We start from the raw sequence: 20,606 nt of genomic DNA, 5'->3' as shown, positions 1-20,606 counted from the left end.
CCCACAACTACCTGCAGCAGTGATCGAATTGGGTGAGGTTCCAGCAGTGGATCAGGAAAAGCTCCTCGACTATCTGAAGCGCGTGACGGCGGATCTGCACCAGACCCGCCAGCGGCTGCGCGACGCGGAGTCGGGCGACTCCGAGCCGATCGCCCTGGTCTCGATGAGCTGCCGGTTCGCGGGCGGGGTGAACTCGCCCGAGGACCTCTGGCAGTTGGTGGCCGAGGGCCGGGACGCGATCGGGGAGTTCCCCACCGACCGCGGCTGGGACGCGTCCGCGCTCTTCGATGAGGACCCCGACCAGCAGGGCACCAGCTACACCCGGCACGGCGGATTCCTGTACGACGCACCGGAGTTCGACGCCGCGTTCTTCGGCATCAGCCCCCGCGAGACGCTCGGCATGGACCCGCAGCAGCGGCTGCTGCTGGAGTCGTCCTGGCAGCTGCTGGAGCGCGCGGGCATCGACCCGACCACCCTCAAGGGCAGCCGCACCGGCGTCTTCGCCGGCACCAACGGTCAGGACTACGGCGATCTGCTGTACCAGGTCCCCGAGGGCGTCGAGGGCTACACGCTCACCGGCAACGCGGCCAGCGTGCTGTCCGGCCGGATCTCCTACACCTTCGGCCTGGAGGGCCCGGCGGTCACCGTCGACACCGCCTGCTCCTCCTCGCTGGTCGCCCTGCACCTCGCGGTGCAGGCGCTGCGCCAGAAGGAGTGCTCGCTGGCGCTGGCCGGCGGCGTCACGGTGATGTCCAGCCCCCGGGCCTTCGTCCAGTTCAGCCGGCAGCGGGGTCTGGCGGCCGACGGGCGCTGCAAGTCGTTCGCGGCGGCGGCCGACGGCACCGGCTGGGGCGAGGGCGTCGGCATGCTGCTGCTGGAGCGGCTCTCCGACGCGCGGCGCAACGGCCACCCGGTGCTCGCGGTGATCCGCGGCTCGGCCGTCAACCAGGACGGCGCGTCGAACGGCCTGACGGCGCCGAACGGCCCCTCGCAGCAGCGGGTGATCCGCCAGGCGCTGGCCGGGGCCGGGCTGACGCCCGCCCAGGTGGACGCGGTGGAGGCGCACGGCACCGGCACCGTGCTGGGCGACCCGATCGAGGCGCAGGCGCTGCTGGCCACCTACGGTCTGGAGCGCCCGGCGGACCGGCCGCTCTGGCTGGGGTCGGTCAAGTCGAACCTCGGGCACACCCAGGCCGCCGCCGGTGTCGCGGGCGTCATCAAGATGGTGCTCGCGATGCAGCACGGCGTGCTGCCCAGGACCCTGCACGTGGACGAGCCCTCACCGCACGTCGACTGGTCCTCGGGCGGCGTCGCGCTGCTCCAGGAGGCCCGGCCGTGGCCGCCGACCGGCGAGCCGCGCCGTGCGGGCGTCTCCTCCTTCGGCGTCAGCGGCACCAACGCCCACGCCATCATCGAGCAGGCGCCCGAGCCGGAGCAGCCCGAGCCCGAGCAGCCCGAGTCCGGGCCCCCGTCCGCGCGGCCCGCCGACGAGGCCCCGGGGGCGGCGGCTCCCGCGCTGCTGCCCTACCTGGTCTCGGCCCGCAGCGCCGAGGCGCTGCGGGCCCAGGCCGCCGGGCTGCGGGCCCACCTGGACGCCGTCCCCGACCTGGCCCCGGCCGACCTCGCCCACTCACTGGCCACCACCCGCGCCGCCCTGGAGCACCGTGCGGCCGTGCTGGCCGGCGACCGCGCCGAGTTGCTGGCCGGCCTGGAGGCCCTCGCCGCCGGCGGGAGCGCGCCGCACCTGCTGCAGGGTGTGGCCGCCGAGGGCCGTACGGCGTTCCTCTTCACCGGGCAGGGCAGTCAGCGTGCCGGGATGGGGGCCGAACTGTACGAGGCGTTCCCGGTGTTCGCCGAGGCGTACGACGCGGTCCGTGCGGAGCTGGACCGGCACTTGGCGACGCCGCTGGCCGAGGCGGATGCGCTGCTGGACGAGACGGCGTACACGCAGCCGGCGCTTTTCGCGCTGGAGGTGGCGCTGTTCCGGTTGGTCGAATCGTGGGGTGTGCGGCCGGACTTTCTGGCGGGGCATTCGATCGGTGAGCTGGCGGCGGCGCATGTGGCGGGGGTGCTGTCGCTGGGGGATGCGGCGGAACTGGTGGCCGCGCGTGGTCGGTTGATGCAGGTGTTGCCCGCGGGTGGGGCGATGGTGGCGGTGCGGGCGGGTGAGGCGGAGGTGCTGGCGCTGCTGGCCGGGCGCTCGGAGGTGGGTGTCGCGGCGGTCAACGGGCCTGCCTCGGTGGTGCTTTCGGGTGCCGAGGACGCGGTGTTGGAGGTGGTGGCTCACCTGGGTGGCAAGTCGAAGCGGTTGGCTGTCAGCCATGCGTTCCACTCGCCGTTGATGGAGCCGGTGCTGGCGGAGTTCCGTGCGGTGGCGGAGCGGTTGACCTTCCGTGAGCCGCGGATCCCGTTCGTCTCCACGCTCGACCAGGACGCCGACCCGTCCACGGTCGAGTACTGGGTGCGGCATGTGCGCGAGGCCGTCCGGTTCGCCGACGCGATCGGGACGCTGGCGGCGCGCGGCGTCACCCGCTACCTGGAACTCGGCCCCGACGGCGTGCTCACCGCGATGGCCCAGCACTGCCTGGGCGAGGAGAGCACGGCCGCCCTGATCCCCACGCTGCGTGCGGGCCGCCCCGAGGCGCGGGCACTGCTGACCGCGCTGGCCCGGGCCCACGTGCACGGCGCCACACCCGACTGGCGGGCCGTCGGCGCGACCTGGGGCGGTGCCCGGGTCGACCTGCCCACCTACGCCTTCCAGCGCCGCCGCCACTGGCCCGAGCCCCCGGCCGGCTGGGTCGGCGACGTCGCCTCGGCCGGCCTGGGCGCGGCCGACCACCCGCTGCTCGGCGCCGCCGTCGCACTCGCCGACGCCGACGGGGTGCTCTTCACCGGGCTGCTCTCGCTGCGGACCCACCCCTGGCTGGCCGATCACGCGGTGCTGGGCACCGTGCTGCTGCCCGGCACCGCCTTCGTCGAACTGGCGATCCGCGCCGGGGACCAGGTGGGCTGCCACCGGCTCGCCGAACTCACCCTGCAGGCCCCGCTCGTGCTGCCCGAGCACGGCGCCGTCCAGCTCCAGCTCGCGGTGGGGGAGGCGGACGCCTCCGGCGCCCGCGGCTTCACCCTGCACTCGCGCCCCGAGCCGCAGGAGGCCGCCGGCGGCGCGGCGCCGACCGCCGAGCACACCTGGACCCGGCACGCCACCGGCACCCTCGCGCCGGCCGGCACCGACCAGCAGGGCGAGCCGCTCGGCCGGGGCAGCTGGCCGCCGGCCGGTGCCGTCCCGGTCGAGACCGGGGGACTCTACGACTACCTGGCCGAGGCCGGCTTCGCCTACGGCCCGGTCTTCCAGGGCCTGCGCGCCGCCTGGCAGGTGGGCGAGGAGATCTACGCCGAGGTGCGGCTGCCCGAGCAGGCCAGGGCCGAGGCCCACCGCTTCGGCCTGCACCCCGCGCTGCTCGACGCCGCCCTGCACGGCGTCGGCATGGGCACCCTGCTGAGCCCCAGCGAGTCCGGGCGGCTGCCGTTCGCCTGGAGCGGGGTCACCCTGCACGCCTCGGGCGCCGACACGCTGCGGGTGCGGCTCGCCCCGGCCGGTACGGACAGCGTCGCGGTCACCGTCGCCGACGGCACCGGCGCCCCGGTGGCCCGGATCGAGTCGCTGCTGCTGCGCCCGGTCTCCGCGGCCCAGGTGCAGGCCGCCCGCCGGGTCCACCACGAGTCGCTGTTCACCGTGGAGTGGCAGGACGCCGCCCCCGGCACCGCCGACACCACCGGGTGGGCGCTGCTCGGCGCCGAGGCGCTGGACCCGGACCTCGACCTGCCCCGGTACACCGACCCGGCCGCGCTGGCCGAAGCCCTCGACGCGGGGGCGGCCCTGCCCGCCCTCGTCCTCGCGGCCGTGCGGGGCGAGTCCGGTGAGCCACCGGCCGCGGCGCACGCCACCGCCTCCCGGGTGCTCGCGCTGGTCCAGCAGTGGCTGGCCGAGGACCGGTTCGCCGATGCCCGCCTGGTGCTGGTCACCCGTGGCGCGCAGCGCGTCGTCCCCGGCGAGCCGGTCGCCGACCTGGCCGCCGCCACCGTCTGGGGCCTGGTCCGCTCGGCCCAGTCCGAGCACCCGCACCGCCTGGTGCTGCTGGACCTCGACGCCGACGCGGACTCGCTGCGGGCGCTGCCCGTCGCGCTGGCCGCCGCCCTGGTCGCCGACGAGCCGCAGCTCGCGCTGCGCGCCGGCACTCTCAAGCTGCCCCGGCTGGCCCGGGTGACCGCGGTCGCCGCGGCCGAGCCTGCCCTGGAGCCGGACCTGGCGTCGGACCTGGCGTCGGGTGGGACGGTGCTGGTCACGGGTGCGACGGGGACGCTGGGTGCGCTGGTGGCGCGGCATCTGGTGGCGGTGCGGGGTGTGCGGCGGCTGTTGCTGGTCTCGCGTCGTGGTGCGCGGGCCGCTGGTGCGGTCGAACTGGCGGCCGAGTTGCGGGAGTCGGGCGCGGAGGTGTCGCTGGCGGCCTGTGACGTGGCGGACCGGGCGGCGCTGGCGGCGCTGCTCGCCTCGCTGGAGCGCCCGTTGACCGCCGTGGTGCACACCGCCGGTGTGCTCGACGACGGTGTGATCTCCTCGCTCACCCCCGAGCGGCTGGCCGCCGTGCTGCGGCCCAAGGTCGACGCGGCCTGGCACCTGCACGAACTGACGAAGGATCAGAACCTCACCTCCTTCGTGCTCTTCTCGGCCGCCGCCGCCACCCTCGGCGGTCCCGGCCAGGCCAACTACGCCGCCGCGAACGCCTTCCTGGACGCCCTCGCGCACCACCGGCAGGCCGCCGGCCTGCCCGCCACCGCGCTGGCCTGGGGCCTGTGGGCCGAACGCAGTGGCATGACCGGCACCCTGGAGGAGGCCGACCTCCAGCGCATCAACCGGGCCGGGGTCGCCGCGCTCTCCTCCGCGGAGGGCCTGGCGCTGCTCGACACCGCCACCGCACTGGGCGGCGCGAGCTACGTCCCGATCCGGCTGGACCTGGCCGGGATGCGCGCGCACGGCGCCTCCGCGGCCCTGCCCGCCCTGCTGCGCGGCCTGGTCCGGACGCCGGCCCGGCGCGCGGCGCAGGCCGCGCAGTCCGGCGACCCGCTGCGCGAGCAGCTGGCCGCGCTGCCGGCCGCCGAGCGGGCCACGGCGCTGCTCACCCTGGTCACCGGCCAGGTGGCCGCCGTCCTCGGGCACACCGGCGCCGAGGCCGTCGAGCCGCACCTCGCTTTCAAGGAGCTGGGCTTCGACTCGCTGACCGCCGTCGAGCTGCGCAACCGGCTGAACACGGCCACCGGCCTGCGGCTGCCCGCGACCCTGGTCTTCGACTACCCGAACCCGGCCGCCCTCGCCGAGCTGCTCGGCGCCGAACTGCTGGGCACCCTGCCGACGGAGACCGCCGCCGCGGCGGTCGCACCGCTGGACGACCCGATCGCGATCATCGGCATGGCCTGCCGCTACCCGGGCGAGGTGACCACGCCCGAGGAGCTGTGGCAGCTGGTCACCAGCGGCCGGGACGGCATCTCCGGCTTCCCCGCCGACCGCGGCTGGGTGGTGGACGCGCTGCGCAGCGCCGACACCGAGCAGGCGGACGCCGCGCTGGCGGGCGGCTTCCTGCACGACGCGAGCGCCTTCGACCCCGGCTTCTTCGGCATCAACCCGCGCGAGGCGCTGGCCATGGACCCGCAGCAGCGGCTGCTGCTCGAAGCGTCCTGGGAGGCGTTCGAGCGGGCGGGCATCGACCCGGCCTCGGTCAAGGGCAGCCGCACCGGCGTCTTCGCGGGCGTCATGTACCACGACTACGTCTCCCGGCTGCCCGCCGTCCCCGAGGAGGTGGCGGGCTACCTGGGCACCGGCGGCTCCGGCAGCGTCGCCTCGGGCCGGATCTCCTACACCTTCGGCCTGGAGGGTCCGGCGGTCACCGTCGACACCGCCTGCTCCTCCTCGCTGGTGGCCCTGCATCTGGCGAGCCAGGCGCTGCGCAGCGGCGAGTGCACGCTGGCGCTGGCCGGCGGCGTCACCGTGATGGCCACCCCCGACACCTTCGTCGACTTCGCCCGGCAGGGCGGTCTGGCCGCCAACGGGCGCTGCAAGTCGTTCTCGGCCGACGCGGACGGCACCAGCTGGGCCGAGGGCGTGGGCGTGCTGCTGGTCGAGCGCCTGTCGGACGCGCGGCGCAACGGGCACCCGGTGCTGGCGATCGTGCGCGGCACCGCCGTCAACCAGGACGGCGCCAGCAACGGTCTGACGGCGCCGAACGGCCCCTCGCAGCAGCGGGTGATCCGCGCGGCGCTGGCGAGCGCCGGCCTGACGGCGGACCAGGTGGACGCGGTGGAGGCGCACGGGACCGGCACCACCCTCGGCGACCCGATCGAGGCCCAGGCGCTGCTGGCCACCTACGGCCGCGAGCACACCGCGGAGCGGCCGCTCTGGCTGGGGTCGGTCAAGTCCAACCTCGGGCACACCCAGGCCGCGGCGGGCGCCGCCGGGATCATCAAGATGGTGCAGGCGATGCAGCACGGCGTGCTGCCGCGCACCCTGCACGTCAGCGAGCCCACCCCGCACGTGGACTGGACGGCCGGCGCGGTCGAGCTGCTCACCGAGACCCGGCCCTGGCCGGAGACCGGCGAGCCGCGCCGCGCGGGTGTCTCGTCCTTCGGGGTCAGCGGCACCAACGCGCACGTGATCCTCGAACAGGCGCCCGCTCCCGAGGCCGTGACCGCGCTCGGGCCGGTCGCTCCGGCCGTGCTGCCCTGGGTGCTCTCGGCGAAGAGCGGCGAGGCGCTGCGGGCCCAGGCCGGCCGGCTGCACGCCCGGCTGGCCGAGGACGAGTCGGTGCACCCGGTCGACGTCGCCTTCTCGCTGGCCACCACCCGCGGCAGCCTGGAGCAGCGCGCCGTGGTGGTCGGGGCCGACCGCGCCGAGCTGCTGCGCGGCCTGGCCGCGCTGGCCGCCGGTGAGCCGGTGGGCCACCTCGTGGAGGGCACCGCCACCGGCGCTCTGCGCACGGCGTTCCTCTTCGCGGGGCAGGGCAGCCAGCGCGCCGGGATGGGCGCTGAACTGTACGACGCGTTCCCGGTGTTCGCCGCGGCGTACGACGCGGTCCGCGCGGAGCTGGACCGGCATCTGGAGACGCCGCTCGGCGAGGCCGATGCGCTGCTCGACCAGACCGCCTACACCCAGCCGGCGCTCTTCGCGCTCGAAGTGGCGCTCTTCCGGTTGGTCGAATCGTGGGGTGTGCGGCCGGACTTCCTGGCGGGGCACTCGATCGGTGAGCTGGCCGCCGCGCACGTCGCGGGTGTTCTCTCGCTGGCCGATGCCGCGCGGCTGGTGGCGGCGCGTGGCCGGCTGATGCAGGCGCTGCCCGCGGGTGGTGCGATGGTGGCGGTGCAGGCGAGCGAGGAGGAGCTGCTGCCGCTGCTGGCCGACCGCTCCGACGTCGGGGTCGCCGCCGTCAACGGGCCTTCGGCCGTGGTGCTTTCGGGCGCCGAGCCGGCGGTGCTGGAGCTGGCCGAGAAGCTGGACCGCAGGACGAAGCGGCTCACCGTCAGCCACGCGTTCCACTCGCCGCTGATGGAGCCGATGCTGGCGGAGTTCCGCGCGATCGCCGCCCAACTGACCTTCCACGCCCCGACGATCCCGATCATCTCCACGCTCGACCAGGGCGCCGACCTGACCGACCCCGAGTACTGGGTGCGCCACGTGCGCGAGGCCGTCCGTTTCGCCGACGCGATCACGGCGCTGGAGAGCCACGGCGTCCGCGCCTTTCTGGAGCTGGGCCCGGACGGCACCCTCAGCGCGCTGGCGCAGGCCTGTGTGAGCGCCGAGGAGGAGGCGGTCCTCGCCCCCGTGCTGCGCCGCGACCGCGCCGAGGCGTCGGTCTTCGCCGCCGCCCTCGCCCGGCTGCACGTGCGTGGTGCCGCTCTCGACTGGGCCGCCGTCTTCGCGGGCACCGGCGCCCGGCGCGTCGACCTGCCCACCTACGCCTTCCAGCGCGAGCGCTACTGGCTGGAGCCGCCCGCGCTGTGGGCCGCCGACGTCGCCTCGGCCGGACTGGCGGCCCCCGCGCACCCGTTGCTCGGTGCCGCCGCCCCGCTCGCCGAGTCGGACGGCCACCTGTTCACCGGGCGCCTGGACCTGCGCACCCACCCCTGGCTGGCCGATCACGCGGTCTCCGGGACCGTGCTGCTGCCCGGCACCGCCTTCGTCGAGCTCGCGGTCCGCGCCGGTGACCAGGTGGGCTGCGACCGGGTGGTGGAGCTGACCCTCCAGGCCCCGCTCGTCCTGCCGCAGACGGGCGCCCGCCAGCTCCAGCTCTGGCTGGGCGCTGCCGACGAGACGGGCAACCGGGCGCTGTCCATCCACTCCCGGGCCGAGGACGCGGCGGCCGAGGAGCCGTGGACCAAGCACGCCGACGGCCTGCTCGGCACCGCTGCGGCGGAGCGGCCGGCCGGTGCCGGTGCACTCGCCCCCTGGCCGCCGGCCGAGGCCGTGCCGCTGGAGACCACCGGCTTCTACGAGCGCCTGGCCGTGGGCGGGTTCGCCTACGGGCCCGCCTTCCAGGGGCTGACCGCCGCCTGGCAGCTGGGCGAGGAGATCTTCGTCGAGGTCGCGCTGCCCGCGGGCACCGAGCCGGAGGCGGGCCTGTTCGGCCTGCACCCGGCGCTGCTCGACGCCGCACTGCACGGCACCTTCCTGCAGGGCAGCGGTGCCGAGGGTGGCCGGCTGCCGTTCGCCTGGAGCGGCGTGACCCTGCACGCCGCCGGGGCCGGCGCCCTGCGGGTGCGGATCACCCCGCAGGGCACGGACACGATCGCCCTGGCCGTCGCCGACGCCACCGGGGAGCCGGTGGCCACCGTCGACTCGCTGGTGCTGCGCCCGGTCGGCGCCGAGCAACTGCGCGACGCGGCGCGCGCCGCCCACCACGACTCGCTCTTCGCGGTCGAGTGGACCGCGCTGCCGACCGCCGCCGAGGCGGCCCGCAGCGGCCGCTGGGCGGTGCTCGGCGACGGGCTGGAGCTGCCGGACGGCACCGCCGAGGCCTTCGCGGACCTGGCGGCGGTGGCGGCGGCCGAGGTGGTGCCGCAGGTGGTGCTGGTGCCCTGCCTGCCGCTGGTGCCGGCCGGCGGTCCTTCGGCCGCTGCGGTGCGGGAGGTGACGCACCGGGTGCTGGGCCTGCTGCAGGCCTGGCTGGCCGAGGCGAGGTTCGCGGACTCCCGGCTGGTGCTGGTGACCCGGGGCGCGGTGGCGCCGCTGGCGGGGGAGCGGCTGGTGGATCCGGCCGGGGCCGCGCTGTGGGGTCTGGTGCGCTCGGCGCAGGCGGAGAACCCCGAGCGGTTCGTGCTGCTCGACCTCGACGGCGCCGACTCCTCGGCCGCCACCCTGCCCGCCGCCCTGGCACTGCCGGAGGTCGAACTGGCGATCCGTCAGGGAGCCTGCCATGCACCGAGGCTGGCGCGCATCGCCACCGACGCGGCGCTGACCCCGCCCGAGGGCGCGGTCGCCTGGCGCCTGGGCATCCCGGTCAAGGGCGCCCTGGACAACCTGGCGCTCATCGAACACCCGGCGGCCGTCGCGCCGTTGGAGCCCGGCAGCGTGCGGATCGGGGTGCGGGCCACCGGCCTGAACTTCCGTGACGTGCTCAACGCGCTGGGCATGTACCCGGGCAACGCCGGGCTGCTGGGGCTGGAAGGCGCCGGTGTGGTGCTGGAGGTCGCCCCCGACGTCACCGATCTCGCCGTCGGGGACCGGGTGTTCGGGATGATGTCGGGCGGCTTCGCGCCCGTCGCGGTGGTCGATCGCCGGATGATCGCCCGGATGCCCGAGAGCTGGAGCTTCGCCGAGGCGGCGGCCGTCCCGGTGGTCCATCTCACCGCCTACTACGCGCTGGTGGACCTCGCGGACCTGCGGGCGGGCGAGTCGATCCTGGTGCACGCGGCGGCCGGTGGTGTGGGCATGGCGGCGGTGCAGCTGGCCCGGCACCTGGGTGCGGAGGTCTACGGCACCGCGAGTGCGGGCAAGTGGGACGCGCTGCGTGACCTCGGTCTGGACGACGAGCACATCGCCTCCTCGCGTGACCTGGACTTCGAGGAGCGGTTCCGCGCGGCCACCGGTGGCCGGGGCGTGGACGTGGTGCTCGACTCGCTGGCGCGGGAGTTCGTGGACGCCTCGCTGCGGCTGCTGCCGCGCGGCGGGCGGTTCGTGGAGATGGGCAAGACGGACGTCCGCGACCCGGAGCAGGTGGCGGCCGAGCACCCGGGGGTGCGCTACCAGGGCTTCGACCTCATCGAGGCCGGACCCGAGCGCACCGGCAAGATGCTCGCCGCCGTCCTCGCGCTCTTCGAGCAGGGGGCGCTGACGCACCTGCCGATCGCGACCTGGGACATCCACCGCGCGCCGGAGGCCTTCCGCTTCGTCTCGCAGGCCAAGCACATCGGCAAGGTCGTCCTGACCGTCCCGGCCCCGCTGGACCCGGACGGCACCGTGCTGATCACCGGTGCGACCGGCACCCTCGGGGCGCTGGCCGCCCGGCACCTGGTCACCGAGCACGGCGCCCGCCACCTGCTGCTCACCAGCCGGCGCGGCCTCCAGGCCCCGGGCGCGGCCGAACTCGTCGCCGAGCTGGAGCAGTCGGGTGCCACCGTGACGGTCGCGGCCGGTGACGCGGCCGACCGCGCCGCACTCGCCGCGCTGCTCGGCTCACTGCAGCGCCCGCTCACCGCCGTCATCCACACCGCCGGCGTGCTCGACGACGGCGTGGTCGACGCGCTGACGCCCGAGCGGCTCGACGCCGTGCTGCGCCCCAAGGTGGACGCGGCGCTCAACCTGCACGAGCTGACCGCCGGGCTCGACCTGTCGGCCTTCGTGCTCTACTCCTCGGTCGCCGGCACGCTCGGCGGTGCGGGGCAGGGCAACTACGCGGCTGCCAACGCCTTCCTGGACGCGCTGGCCACCCACCGGGCGCAGCGCGGTCTGCCCGCCCTCTCCCTCGCCTGGGGCCTGTGGGCGCAGAGCAGCGGGATGACCGGCGAGCTCGGCGCGGCGGACCTGGAGCGGATGGCCCGCGGCGGCATCACCCCGCTCGCCTCCGGCCAGGGCTTGGCGCTGCTCGACACCGCGGCGGCCCTGGGCCGCAGCACCCTCGCCCCGATGGGCCTGGACGTCGCCGGGCTGCGCACCCACGCCGACCCGGCCACCGTGCCGCCGCTGCTGCGCGGCCTGGTGCGCAACCCCGTGCGCCGGGCCGCGCGGATCGCGTCGAGCGCGGCTGCGGGGCCGACGCTGGCGCAGCGGCTGACCGGGCTGGGCGAGCCGGAGCGTCGCACGCTGCTGCTGGAGCTGGTCTGCACCCAGGTCGCCGCCGTGCTCGGGCATTCGGGGCCGGAGTCCGTCGAGGCCGAACGGGCCTTCAAGGAGCTCGGGTTCGACTCGCTGACCGGCATCGAGCTGCGCAACCGGCTGAACGCGGCCACCGGGCTGCGGTTCTCCGCGACGCTGGTCTTCGACCACCCGACGCCCGCCGCGCTCGCCGAGCTGCTGCTCGCCGAGGTCGCCCCCGCCCCGGCGGCCGGCGCGGAGCCGCTGCTGGCCGAACTCGACCGGCTGGAGGCGGTGTTCGCCCAGGCGCCGGTGGCCGACGGCGAGCTGCGCGGCACCCTGGCGGCCCGGCTGGAGGCGCTGCTGGGCAGGCTCGGCGGCCCCGCCGCCCCGGCCGGCACCGAGGGCCGACCCGGTGCGGTGGACACCGGGCAGCTCAGGGCGGCCTCCGACGACGAGCTCTTCGCCTTCATCAACGACCAGCTCGGCCGCTCCCAGGGCAGTGGCAACTGATGACCTGACACGAGGAGTTCACGCGGCCCCGGGCCGGCACCGAGCGTGCTGGGGCCTGCCCGGGGCCGGGCAGGTGCTCAGGGCCCGGCCCCGATGACCTCGCGCCCGACGACCGTGCCGGGCGCTCGTTCGCCGAACGGCACAAGAGATTGTGATGACGTTGAGAACGCAACAGGAGAACCAACGCGGCTCCGCCACCCCGGCGTTGACCGGATCCGCCGGCCCGCTGCCGTACCGCCGGGCCGTCACGCCGATGGAGTGGGCCTTCCTGGGCCTGCGTCCGGCCCTGAGCGTCGTCCAGTACGTGGTGGAGGGTGACGGGGAACTGCCGGCCGAGGACCTCGCCGCCGCCATGGCGGCCGCGGCCGAGTCCTCCCCGGGGATGCGGCTGATCCGCGAGGGCCGCTCCTGGGTCGACAGCGGCGTCACCCCCGCGCTGCACGTCCTCGCCGACGGCGGCTTCGACAACGAGCGCCTCGACCACCCCGCGCTGCACCGCCCGCTGGACGGCAGCGGCCCGACCTGCGAGGTGCTGCTGTTCCCCGGCACCCCGAGCACCCCGAGCACCCCGAGCACCCTGGTCTTCCGCGCCTTCCACGGCGTCACCGACGCCCGCGGCCTGCACCTGTGGGCCGCCGAGGTCTTCCGCGCGCTGCGCGGGGAGCCCCTGGTGGGCCACCACGCCACCGTCGACCACGAGGAGCTGGCGCGCCGCGTCGCCGGTCACGAGCTCGGCACGGTGCCCGCGGCCAAGCAGGAGTGGCCCCCGCTGCTCGGCAGCCCGTCGCCCCTCCCGCCCCGCCTGCGCTGGCGCCGCCGCACGATCGACGGCCGCCACCCGGCGGCGGTGGCCAAGGTGGCCGCCGCGCTGGCCGCGAGTGCCGGGCCCGGCGGCGGGCGGTTCTTCGTCCCGGTCGACCTGCGTCGCCACGAGCCGGACCTGCGCTCGACCGGGATGCTGGCGCACACCCTCACCCTGGACGTCGCCGCGGGGGAGGACTGGCAGCAGGTGCAGCAGCGGCTGCTCGGCGCACTGTCCAGGCGCGAGGAGCTGACCCTGCCGATCGCCTCCTGGCTGCGGCGGGTGCCGGTGCCGGTGCTGCGGGTGCTCAACACCGGGATCGAGCGGGCCGCCGCGCGCAGCGGACGCCACTCGGGCACCGGTTACCTCTCGCACCTGGGCGGCATCGAGCTCGCCGACCTGTCCACCGGCACCTTCCGGGCCGCCGCCTGCTACGCGCTGGGCGGCAACAGCCCGGGGGGCCCGCCCGAGATCGGCCTGGTGGAGCGGCCCGGCCGCACCGAGGTCACCGTCGCCTGGCACGACGAGCCCGGCACCGCCGACCGCGTCGACGCCCTGTTGGAGACCGTCGCCGACGCGCTCAGCCCGCCCGCGCTCCGGCAGTGGGCCGGCAACCGCACCGAGCGCGCGCTGCCCGGCGAACAGTCGGTGGTCGAGCTCTTCCGCGCCCAGGTCGAGCGCACGCCGGACCGGATCGCGCTGAGCGGCCCCGAGGGCAAGGTGACGTACGCGGAGCTGAGCCGCCGGGCGGACCGGGTCGCCGCCGACCTGCGCCGCGCGGGGGTGGGCCCCGGCAGCGTGGTCGGCCTGCTGGCGGACCGCACGGTGGCCGGGATCGCGGGCCTGTGGGGGGTGCTGCGGGCCGGGGCCTGCTACCTGCCCCTGGACAGCCGCCACCCGGACGCCCGGATCGCGGGCCTGCTGGCCGATGCCGGAAGCGGCCACTGCCTGCTGGAGCGGCCCTACGAGCAGCGCGACTGCCTTCCGCCCGGCTGCCGGGCGCTGCCGCTGGACGAGCTGGCGATGGACGGCGAGGTGCCCGCGGACTTCCGGGAGGCCGTCGTCGATCCCGCGGACCTGGTCTACGTCATCTACACCTCGGGCTCCACCGGCCGGCCCAAGGGCGTGCAGATCGAGCACCGCAGCCTGACCAACTACGTGCACTGGGCGACCCGCGCCTTCGGGGTGGACACCGACACCCGGCTGCCGCTGATCACCTCGCCCTCCTTCGACGTCACGGGAACCTCGGTCTTCCTGCCACTGCTGGCCGGCGGCGAGGTGATCCTGCTGCGCGAGGAGCCGACCCACCTCTCGCTGCGCCACCTGCTGGAGCGCTCGGGCGCCAACATGCTCAACCTCACGCCCTCCCACCTGGACCTGATCGGCCGCCTCGACCTCGCGCCCGCCGGCTACCGCACGGTGCTGGTGATCGGCGAGCAGCTGCGGGTGGAGGTCGCCGCCCGGGCCCAGGAGATGTTCGGGCCCGCCTGCCGGATCGTCAACGAGTACGGCCCCACCGAGGCCACCATCGGCTGCACCGCGCACACCTACGACCCGCAGGGCGACGCCGGTCTCGCGGTGGTGCCGATCGGCCTGCCCGCCGACAACACCACCGCCCATCTGCTCGACGAGGAGCTGCGGTTCGTCGCCCCCGGCGAGATCGGCGAGCTGTACCTGGGCGGCGCGCAGCTCGCCCGCGGCTACCTCGGCCGGCCCGAACTCGACCGGGAGCGCTTCGTGCGGCTGGCCGACGGCACCCGGGTCTACCGCACCGGCGACCTGGTGCGCCTGCTGCCCTCGGGCGAGCTGGAGTGCGTCGGGCGGATCGACGACCAGGTGAAGGTGCGCGGGCACCGGGTCGAACCGGCGGAGGTGGCGCGGGCGCTGGAGGAGCACCCCGCTGTGCACCGCGCGGTGGTGATCGCCCGGGCCCGGCCCGGACAGCGGGCCAAGGCGCTGTACGGCTACGTGCTGGCCGACCCGGTGGTCGACGCTGCGGAGCTGACGGCACACCTGGCCGAGCGGCTGCCCGCCTACCTGGTGCCCGCGGCCGTCATGGTGCTGCCCGAACTGCCCTACACGGTGAGCGGCAAGGTCGACGCGCGCGCCCTGCCGGATCCGTTCGCCACCGACTCGCCCGCCACCGGCCCGGCCGCCGCCGCAGTGCCCGAGGCGGAACTGGCGCCGCCGGTGGACGCGGTGGAGGATGCGGTGGCCGGCATCTGGGCCGGCGCCCTCGGGGTGCCGCGCGAACGGCTCGACGGGGCAGCCGACTTCCACCGGCTGGGCGGGGACTCGGTGACGCTGCTCGCCATGCTGTCGGGCATCTGCCGGGACGTTCTGCTGAGTCCGGGGCAGGAGGAGGCTTTCATGGGACAGTTGGCGTGGATCCTGCGGGAACCCACCCTGACCCGGGTCGCCGACCTGGCCCGCCGGGCCCGGGCCGGCCAGCGGCTCTGAGCACCGGTGCGCCACCGCGCCACCCGGTGCGGTGGCGCGGCGGCGCCGCCCGCGACCCCTATTCGGCGGCCGTTGCCCACCGCCGCTGAACTGCACCGATGCCCTGGACGAGGGCGGTGCGCGGTCGGCTACGGGGTGGCTACGGGTGTCCCGGCCGAGGCCCCGTCGTTAGCCTGGCCCACCGGTGACTGACTGTCTTGATCCGGATCGGTCGAAGGAACGAAAGCGTGGGAACTCAGGTGGACCAGACCCAGCTCAGTATCGCCCTGGTGCTGGAGAACGCGCTGCAGCGGTTCGGGGTCGAGGGCATGATCCGCTTCCCCGACCGCCTCGGCGCGGTCCAGTCGTTCAACCCCGGTGGCGGACAAGCCTGTTCGGCGGCAGGGAAGCGCTTCGACCTGATCCTGACCGCCTCGGCCGAGCTGGCCACCGGCCGCACCCGGGAGACCGTCCGGGCGCTCTGCGCCCAGGGCGCCCGGCTGCTGCTGCTGGTCGACGGGCCCGACGGGATCGACGCGGCGGCGCTGGCGGAGTACGAGGCCCAGGGCGTCCTGGACTGGTCCGAGCTGGACCCGCAGACCCTGCGCGAGGCCGTCCTCGACGTGATGGCGGGCAAGTTCCACGTCTCCGGCACGCTGGCCCGCCAGCTGCTGGTGCGGGCCGGCCAGGCCTCGGTCCGCGGCGGCCAGGTGGGCGCGCCGGCGGGAGCCGCGCTGACCCCGCGCGAGCTGGAGGTGCTGCGGCTGGTGGCCGAGGGCCTGAGCAACAAGCAGGTCTCCCGCCAGCTGGAGATCTCCGAGCACGGGGTGAAGCGCCACGTCGGCAACGTGCTGACCAAGCTGAACTGCCCCAACCGCACCCTGGCCGTCGTCCGCGCGCTGGAGGACGGGCTGCTGGCGGTGTGAACTGCCTCTTGCCTCAGCGAAGTTCAGGCCGGCGAACGTCGGGTCGGCGCGTTTCGGGGCCGCCGCCGAACCGGGCCGCCAGCTCGCGCTTGAGCACCTTGCCACTGGGGCCGAGCGGGAACGCGTCGACGAACTCCACCAGCCGCGGGTACTTGTACGCGGCCAGCCGCTGCCTGCTCCAGGCGACGATCTCCGCACCCAGCTCCGCGCCGGGCTCGGCGCCGGGCCGGGTGCGCACCACCGCGCAGACCTCCTCGCCGTGCCGCGCGTGCGGCACCCCGACGACCGCGACCTCGGCGATCGCCGGGTGGTGCACCAGCACCTCCTCGACCTCGCGCGGGTAGACGTTGTAGCCGCCGCGCAGCACCAGGTCCTTCTTGCGGTCGACGACGGACAGATAGCCGTCCGCGTCCTTGACCCCGAGGTCGCCGGAGCGGAACCAGCCGTCCACCAGCACCTCGGCGGTGGCCTCGGGACGGCCCAGGTAGCCGGCCATCACACCGTGGCCGCGGATGACGATCTCGCCCACCTCGCCCACCGGCAGCAGCTCGATCCGGCCCTCCAGCTCGGCGCGGGCGATCTCCACCGTCACGCCCCACAGCGGCTTGCCGACCGTGCCGGGGCGGCACGGCCAGGCCCGCTGGTTGTAGCAGACCGACGGCGAGGTCTCGGTCAGGCCGTAGCCCTCGTAGATCTCGCAGCCGAAGGTCTCCCGGAACTCCTGGAGCACCGTGACCGGCAGCGCCGAGCCACCGGAGAAGGCACGGTCCAGCGGCGGCCGGCGCGGGTCGCGGGCCGCCGCGTCGAGCAGCGCCAGGTACATCGTCGGAACGCCCATGAACACCGTGCAGCCGTGGGCCGCCATCAGCTCCAGGGCGCCGGGGCCGTCGAAGCGCTCCATCAGCACCATGGCGGCGCCGGCGCGGAAGCAGGTGAGCATGCCGCAGATCTGGCCGAAGGTGTGGAACAGCGGCAGGCAGCCGAGCAGCACGTCCTCGGGCCGGAAGTCGAAGGGGGAGAGCATCCCGACGCCGACGTTCATCGTGATGTTGAGGTGGGTGAGCATCGCACCCTTGGGCCGGCCGGTGGTGCCGGAGGTGTAGAGCACCACCGCGAGGTCCCCGGGCTCGCACGGCGCGTACCCGGCGACCGGCTCGGCCCGTTCGGCCAGCAGATCCAGCCGCGGCGCCTCGCGCTCCTCGGGAGCGTCCACCGTGAGCAGCGGCACGCCGGCGACCTCCGCGCCCTTGCGGCCCTCGGCGAGCAGGGGACCGGCACAGACGAGCACCCGGGCGGCGCTGTCGCGCAGCACGTACTCGATCTCCGGCGCCCTGAGCAGCGCGTGCACCGGCACGACGACCGCGCCGAGCGCGAGCACGGCGAAGTAGGCGGGCGGGAACGCCAGTCCGTTGGGCAGCAGCAGCGCGACCCGGTCGCCGGGGCGGATGCCCTGCGCCGCCAGCACGCTCGCGTACCGGCGGGCCCGCAGCCACAGGTCGCGGTAGGTCACCTGCTCCCGGCCGAGGGTGATCGCCGGGTGGTCCGGTCGCCGGGCCGCCGATTCGGCGAGCACGGCCGCTACCGAGAGAGTCACCACACCTCCAGGGTCGATCGCTGTCCGCTGTGCGGGGTACGGCAGTCGGCCGGGTGACGGGGGCACCCGGCCGGCCGCCGGGCGCTATCCCTCGGTGCGGGCGATGCCGAGCTCCTGCCAGATGGCGTCCAGCGCCTCGGCGAACTTCTCGACGTCGGCCGTGGTGTGTGTGGCCGAGGGGGCCACGCGCAGGATCTCCTCGCCCTCGCGGACGCTCGGGGCGTTGATCGCCTGCACGTAGATGCCGTAGCGCTCCAGCAGCATGGCCGAGGCCTGGCGGCAGGTGCTGTCCTCGCCGACGAAGACGGAGACGATGTGGGACATCGGCGAGACGAACGGGATGCGCCGCTCGGTCAGCAGCCGGTGCAGCAGCTGCGCGTTCTCCCGCAGGCGGGTGCGCTCCTCGTCCGAGGAGCGCAGGTGCCGCACCGCTGCCAGCGCGCCCGCCGCGATGGCCGGCGGGAGCGAGGTGGTGAAGATGAAGCCGCGGGCGAAGCCGCGCACCGCGTCGATCATCGCGGCGGGGCCGGCGATGTAGCCGCCGCAGGTGCCGTAGCCCTTGGCGAGGGTGCCCATCACGACGGTGAACTCGTCGGCGATGCCCTCCAGGGCGGCGATGCCCGCGCCCTCGGGGCCGTACATGCCGACCGCGTGCACCTCGTCGATGTACGTGGTGGCGCCGTGGCGCCGGGCGGCCTCGGCGATCTCGGCGAGCGGCGCGATGTCACCGGACATCGAGTACACCGACTCCATGACGACGAGCTTGGGGCGGTCGCCGTCGGCGGCCATCAGCTCGTCGAGGTGCGCGACGTCGTTGTGGCGGAAGATCCGCTTCTCCACGCCGCTGTGGCGCAGGCCGTCGATGATCGAGGCGTGGTTCAGCTGGTCGGAGTAGACGACGGTGCCGGGCATCCGGCCGGCCAGCACGGTGAGCGCGGCGTCGTTCGCGGTGTAGCCGGAGGTGAACAGCAGCGCCGCCTCCTTGCCGTGCAGCGCCGCGAGTTCCTTCTCCAGCAGCACGTGGTGGTAGTTCGTGCCGCCGATGTTGCGCGAACCGCCGGAGCCGGCCCCGAAGGTGTCGATGGCCTCCTTCATGGCCGCCAGCACCGACGGGTTCTGGCCCATGCCGAGGTAGTCGTTGCTGCACCAGACGCTGATCTCCAGCTCGCCGCCCTCGTGCCCCTCGCGCGCGGTGGCGCTGGGGAACCGGCCGGCGCGGCGGCCGATCTCCAGGAACTGCCTTGCCTGGTCGGCGAATTCCTGCATCTCCCGGGTGAAGAATTCCAGGTGTTGGGTCATGGTGGTGTCACTCGCCTTCTGAGGAACGAGGCCCAGCGCGCGCAGCTGCGGCTTGTCCGGCTTGCCGGAGGCGTTCAGCGGGAGCTCGTCGAGCAGCATGATGTGTTCGGGGGCGTGCACGGGGGACAGGGCCGCGGCGACGTGGGACCGGATGTCCTCGGCGCCGATCCCGGCACCGGGCTGCAGCACCACGGCCGCGTGCACGTGTTCGACGTTGTCGGCGTCCTTGACGCCGTAGACCGCGGCGTGCGCGACGCCGGGCAGCGCCAGCACGGCGCGCTCCACCTCGGTCGGGTGGACCTTGACGCCCCGGGTCTTGACCACGTCGGCGATCCGGTCCAGCAGGTACAGCAGGCCGTCCTCGTCGAGCCGGCCGAGGTCGCCGGTGCGCACCCAGCCGTCGCGCAGCACGGTGGCCGACAGCTCGGGGTCGTCCCAGTAGCCGTCCATCACGTGCGGCGAACGGAACCACACCTCGCCCTGGGTCCCCACCGGGACCTCGGCGCCGGAGTCGGGGTCGCACACCTTGACCTCGACCTCGGGGAACGGGCGGCCCACCGAGGAGAGCAGTCGCGGGTCCTGGTGCTCCCAGGGGTTGAGGTGGGTGATCCGGCCGCCCTCGCTGGCCCCGTAGGCCTGGAGCAGCCGGAAGCCGAACACCTCGACGGCGTCGGCCAGTCGGGCGGGTGCCGCGGCGCTGCCGGTGTAGATCAGCAGCCAGAGCGTGGTCAGGTCGGCCGTGCGGCTGTCGGGGTGGTCGAGCAGGCGGTAGAGGTGCTCGGTGGCCATGAAGGTCCGGGTGATCTTCTCCTCGGCCACCGTGCGCAGCACCGCGCCGGGCTCGAACTCCTCGTGCAGCACGACCGTTCCGCCGGAGAGCAGGACGGCGTCGGCCATCGGGCCGACCGTGTGGCTCAGCGGGGTGGTGACGAGCATCCGGGGGTGGTCGGCCTCGATCATCGAGCCGAGGTTGGTGCGGACGCTGCTCTCCCAGATGCGGTTGGACATCCGGATGCCCTTGGGGCGCCCGGTGCTGCCGCTGGTGAACAGCACCGCGGCCAGCGCCTCGGCGTCGAACGGCGTGCTCTCGCCGAGCTCCGCCGCGGGCCGCGCGGCGATCGGCACCGCGCCCGCCGCGTCCAGGCGGTAGCCGGTGATCGTCGGCGGCGTGTCCGCCAGAGCAGCCAACTCGGCGGCCCGCGCCACGTTTTCGGCATCGGTGAAGAGCACCGAGACGGCCGTGTCGCGCAGGATCCGCAGCTGTCCCTCGACCGGCAGCACCCGCTTGGCCGACCCCGGGTTGATCGTGCCGAGGTAGCAGACGGCGGCGCCGAGCAGATGGGCGGCGTGACGCGCGCTGAACATGTCGGGGCTGTTGGGCGTCACCAGGATGCCCACCATGCTGCCGGGACCGACCCCGAGGCCGCGCAGGGTGTGCACCGCGCCGCTGACGGCGTCGGCGAAGTCGCCGGCCCGCACGTCGCGACCCTGCCAGGACAGGGCGGCGCGGTCCGGGTCCGCCGCCAGTGCCGCCATGATCTCGGCGGCGTAACCGCCGGTCTGCGAGTCGTCCGGATCAGCCATGGTGACCTCGATTCAATGCGCTTGCCCTGGCCCGGTCCGCGGTCTTGCACGGACTCACGCCAGCTTTTCCGCTGGGCCGACCCACCGGCAATGGGCGAACGGGCCGCCGGA

Annotated in this window: 5 protein-coding genes and 2 pseudogenes; 4 read left to right on the top strand and 3 right to left on the bottom strand. The window is 75.1% G+C overall.

The features are described 5' to 3' along the window. Positions 1 to 19: 19 nt before the first annotated feature. From OG294_RS41050 to OG294_RS07475, 4 genes and pseudogenes are all read left to right on the top strand, one after another. Positions 20 to 94, top strand: a pseudogene (locus tag OG294_RS41050) (polyketide synthase docking domain-containing protein); the annotation flags it as partial. Between the two features lie 93 nt (positions 95 to 187). Further along, on the top strand, positions 188 to 11,851 hold the full coding sequence (locus OG294_RS07485) for an SDR family NAD(P)-dependent oxidoreductase (protein WP_442789318.1): 11,664 nt from the start codon (positions 188 to 190) through the stop codon (positions 11,849 to 11,851). A gap of 154 nt (positions 11,852 to 12,005) precedes the next feature. Continuing rightward, positions 12,006 to 15,113 carry a non-ribosomal peptide synthetase gene (locus OG294_RS07480; RefSeq protein WP_327065631.1) on the top strand — a complete coding sequence of 1,036 codons (3,108 nt, stop codon included), beginning with the start codon at positions 12,006 to 12,008 and terminating at the stop codon, positions 15,111 to 15,113. Positions 15,114 to 15,340: 227 nt separating this feature from the next. Then, entirely contained in the window at positions 15,341 to 16,018 is a 678-nt protein-coding gene (locus OG294_RS07475) for a response regulator transcription factor (protein WP_327065630.1), read from the top strand. Positions 16,019 to 16,031: 13 nt separating this feature from the next. On the opposite strand, the gene OG294_RS07470 is transcribed toward OG294_RS07475, so the two are convergent. From OG294_RS07470 to OG294_RS07460, 3 genes and pseudogenes are all read right to left on the bottom strand, one after another. After that, complete coding sequence (locus OG294_RS07470) at positions 16,032 to 17,612, bottom strand: long-chain-fatty-acid--CoA ligase (protein WP_327065629.1); 1,581 nt, start codon at positions 17,610 to 17,612, stop codon at positions 16,032 to 16,034. An 84-nt stretch (positions 17,613 to 17,696) separates the two neighbouring features. Beyond that, a complete protein-coding gene (hemA, locus tag OG294_RS07465; protein ID WP_327071469.1) occupies positions 17,697 to 18,911 on the bottom strand; it encodes a 5-aminolevulinate synthase in 1,215 nt (404 codons plus the stop codon). 72 nt (positions 18,912 to 18,983) lie between these two features. Then, a pseudogene (locus OG294_RS07460) lies at positions 18,984 to 20,447 on the bottom strand (class I adenylate-forming enzyme family protein); the annotation flags it as partial. Positions 20,448 to 20,606 lie beyond the last annotated feature (159 nt).

It is taken from the genome of Kitasatospora sp. NBC_01302, assembly GCF_035976515.1.
Taxonomy (GTDB): domain Bacteria; phylum Actinomycetota; class Actinomycetes; order Streptomycetales; family Streptomycetaceae; genus Kitasatospora.
The sequence above is the reverse complement of the archived record's forward strand: the minus strand, read 5'-3'. Positions and strand labels throughout refer to the sequence as shown.

Excerpts from the sequence above, each read along its gene's own strand:
- OG294_RS07480 (WP_327065631.1), top strand. The coding sequence starts at position 12,006 with ATGACGTTGAGAACGCAACAGGAGAACCAACGCGGCTCCGCCACCCCG.
- hemA (WP_327071469.1), bottom strand. The coding sequence starts at position 18,911 with ATGACCCAACACCTGGAATTCTTCACCCGGGAGATGCAGGAATTCGCC.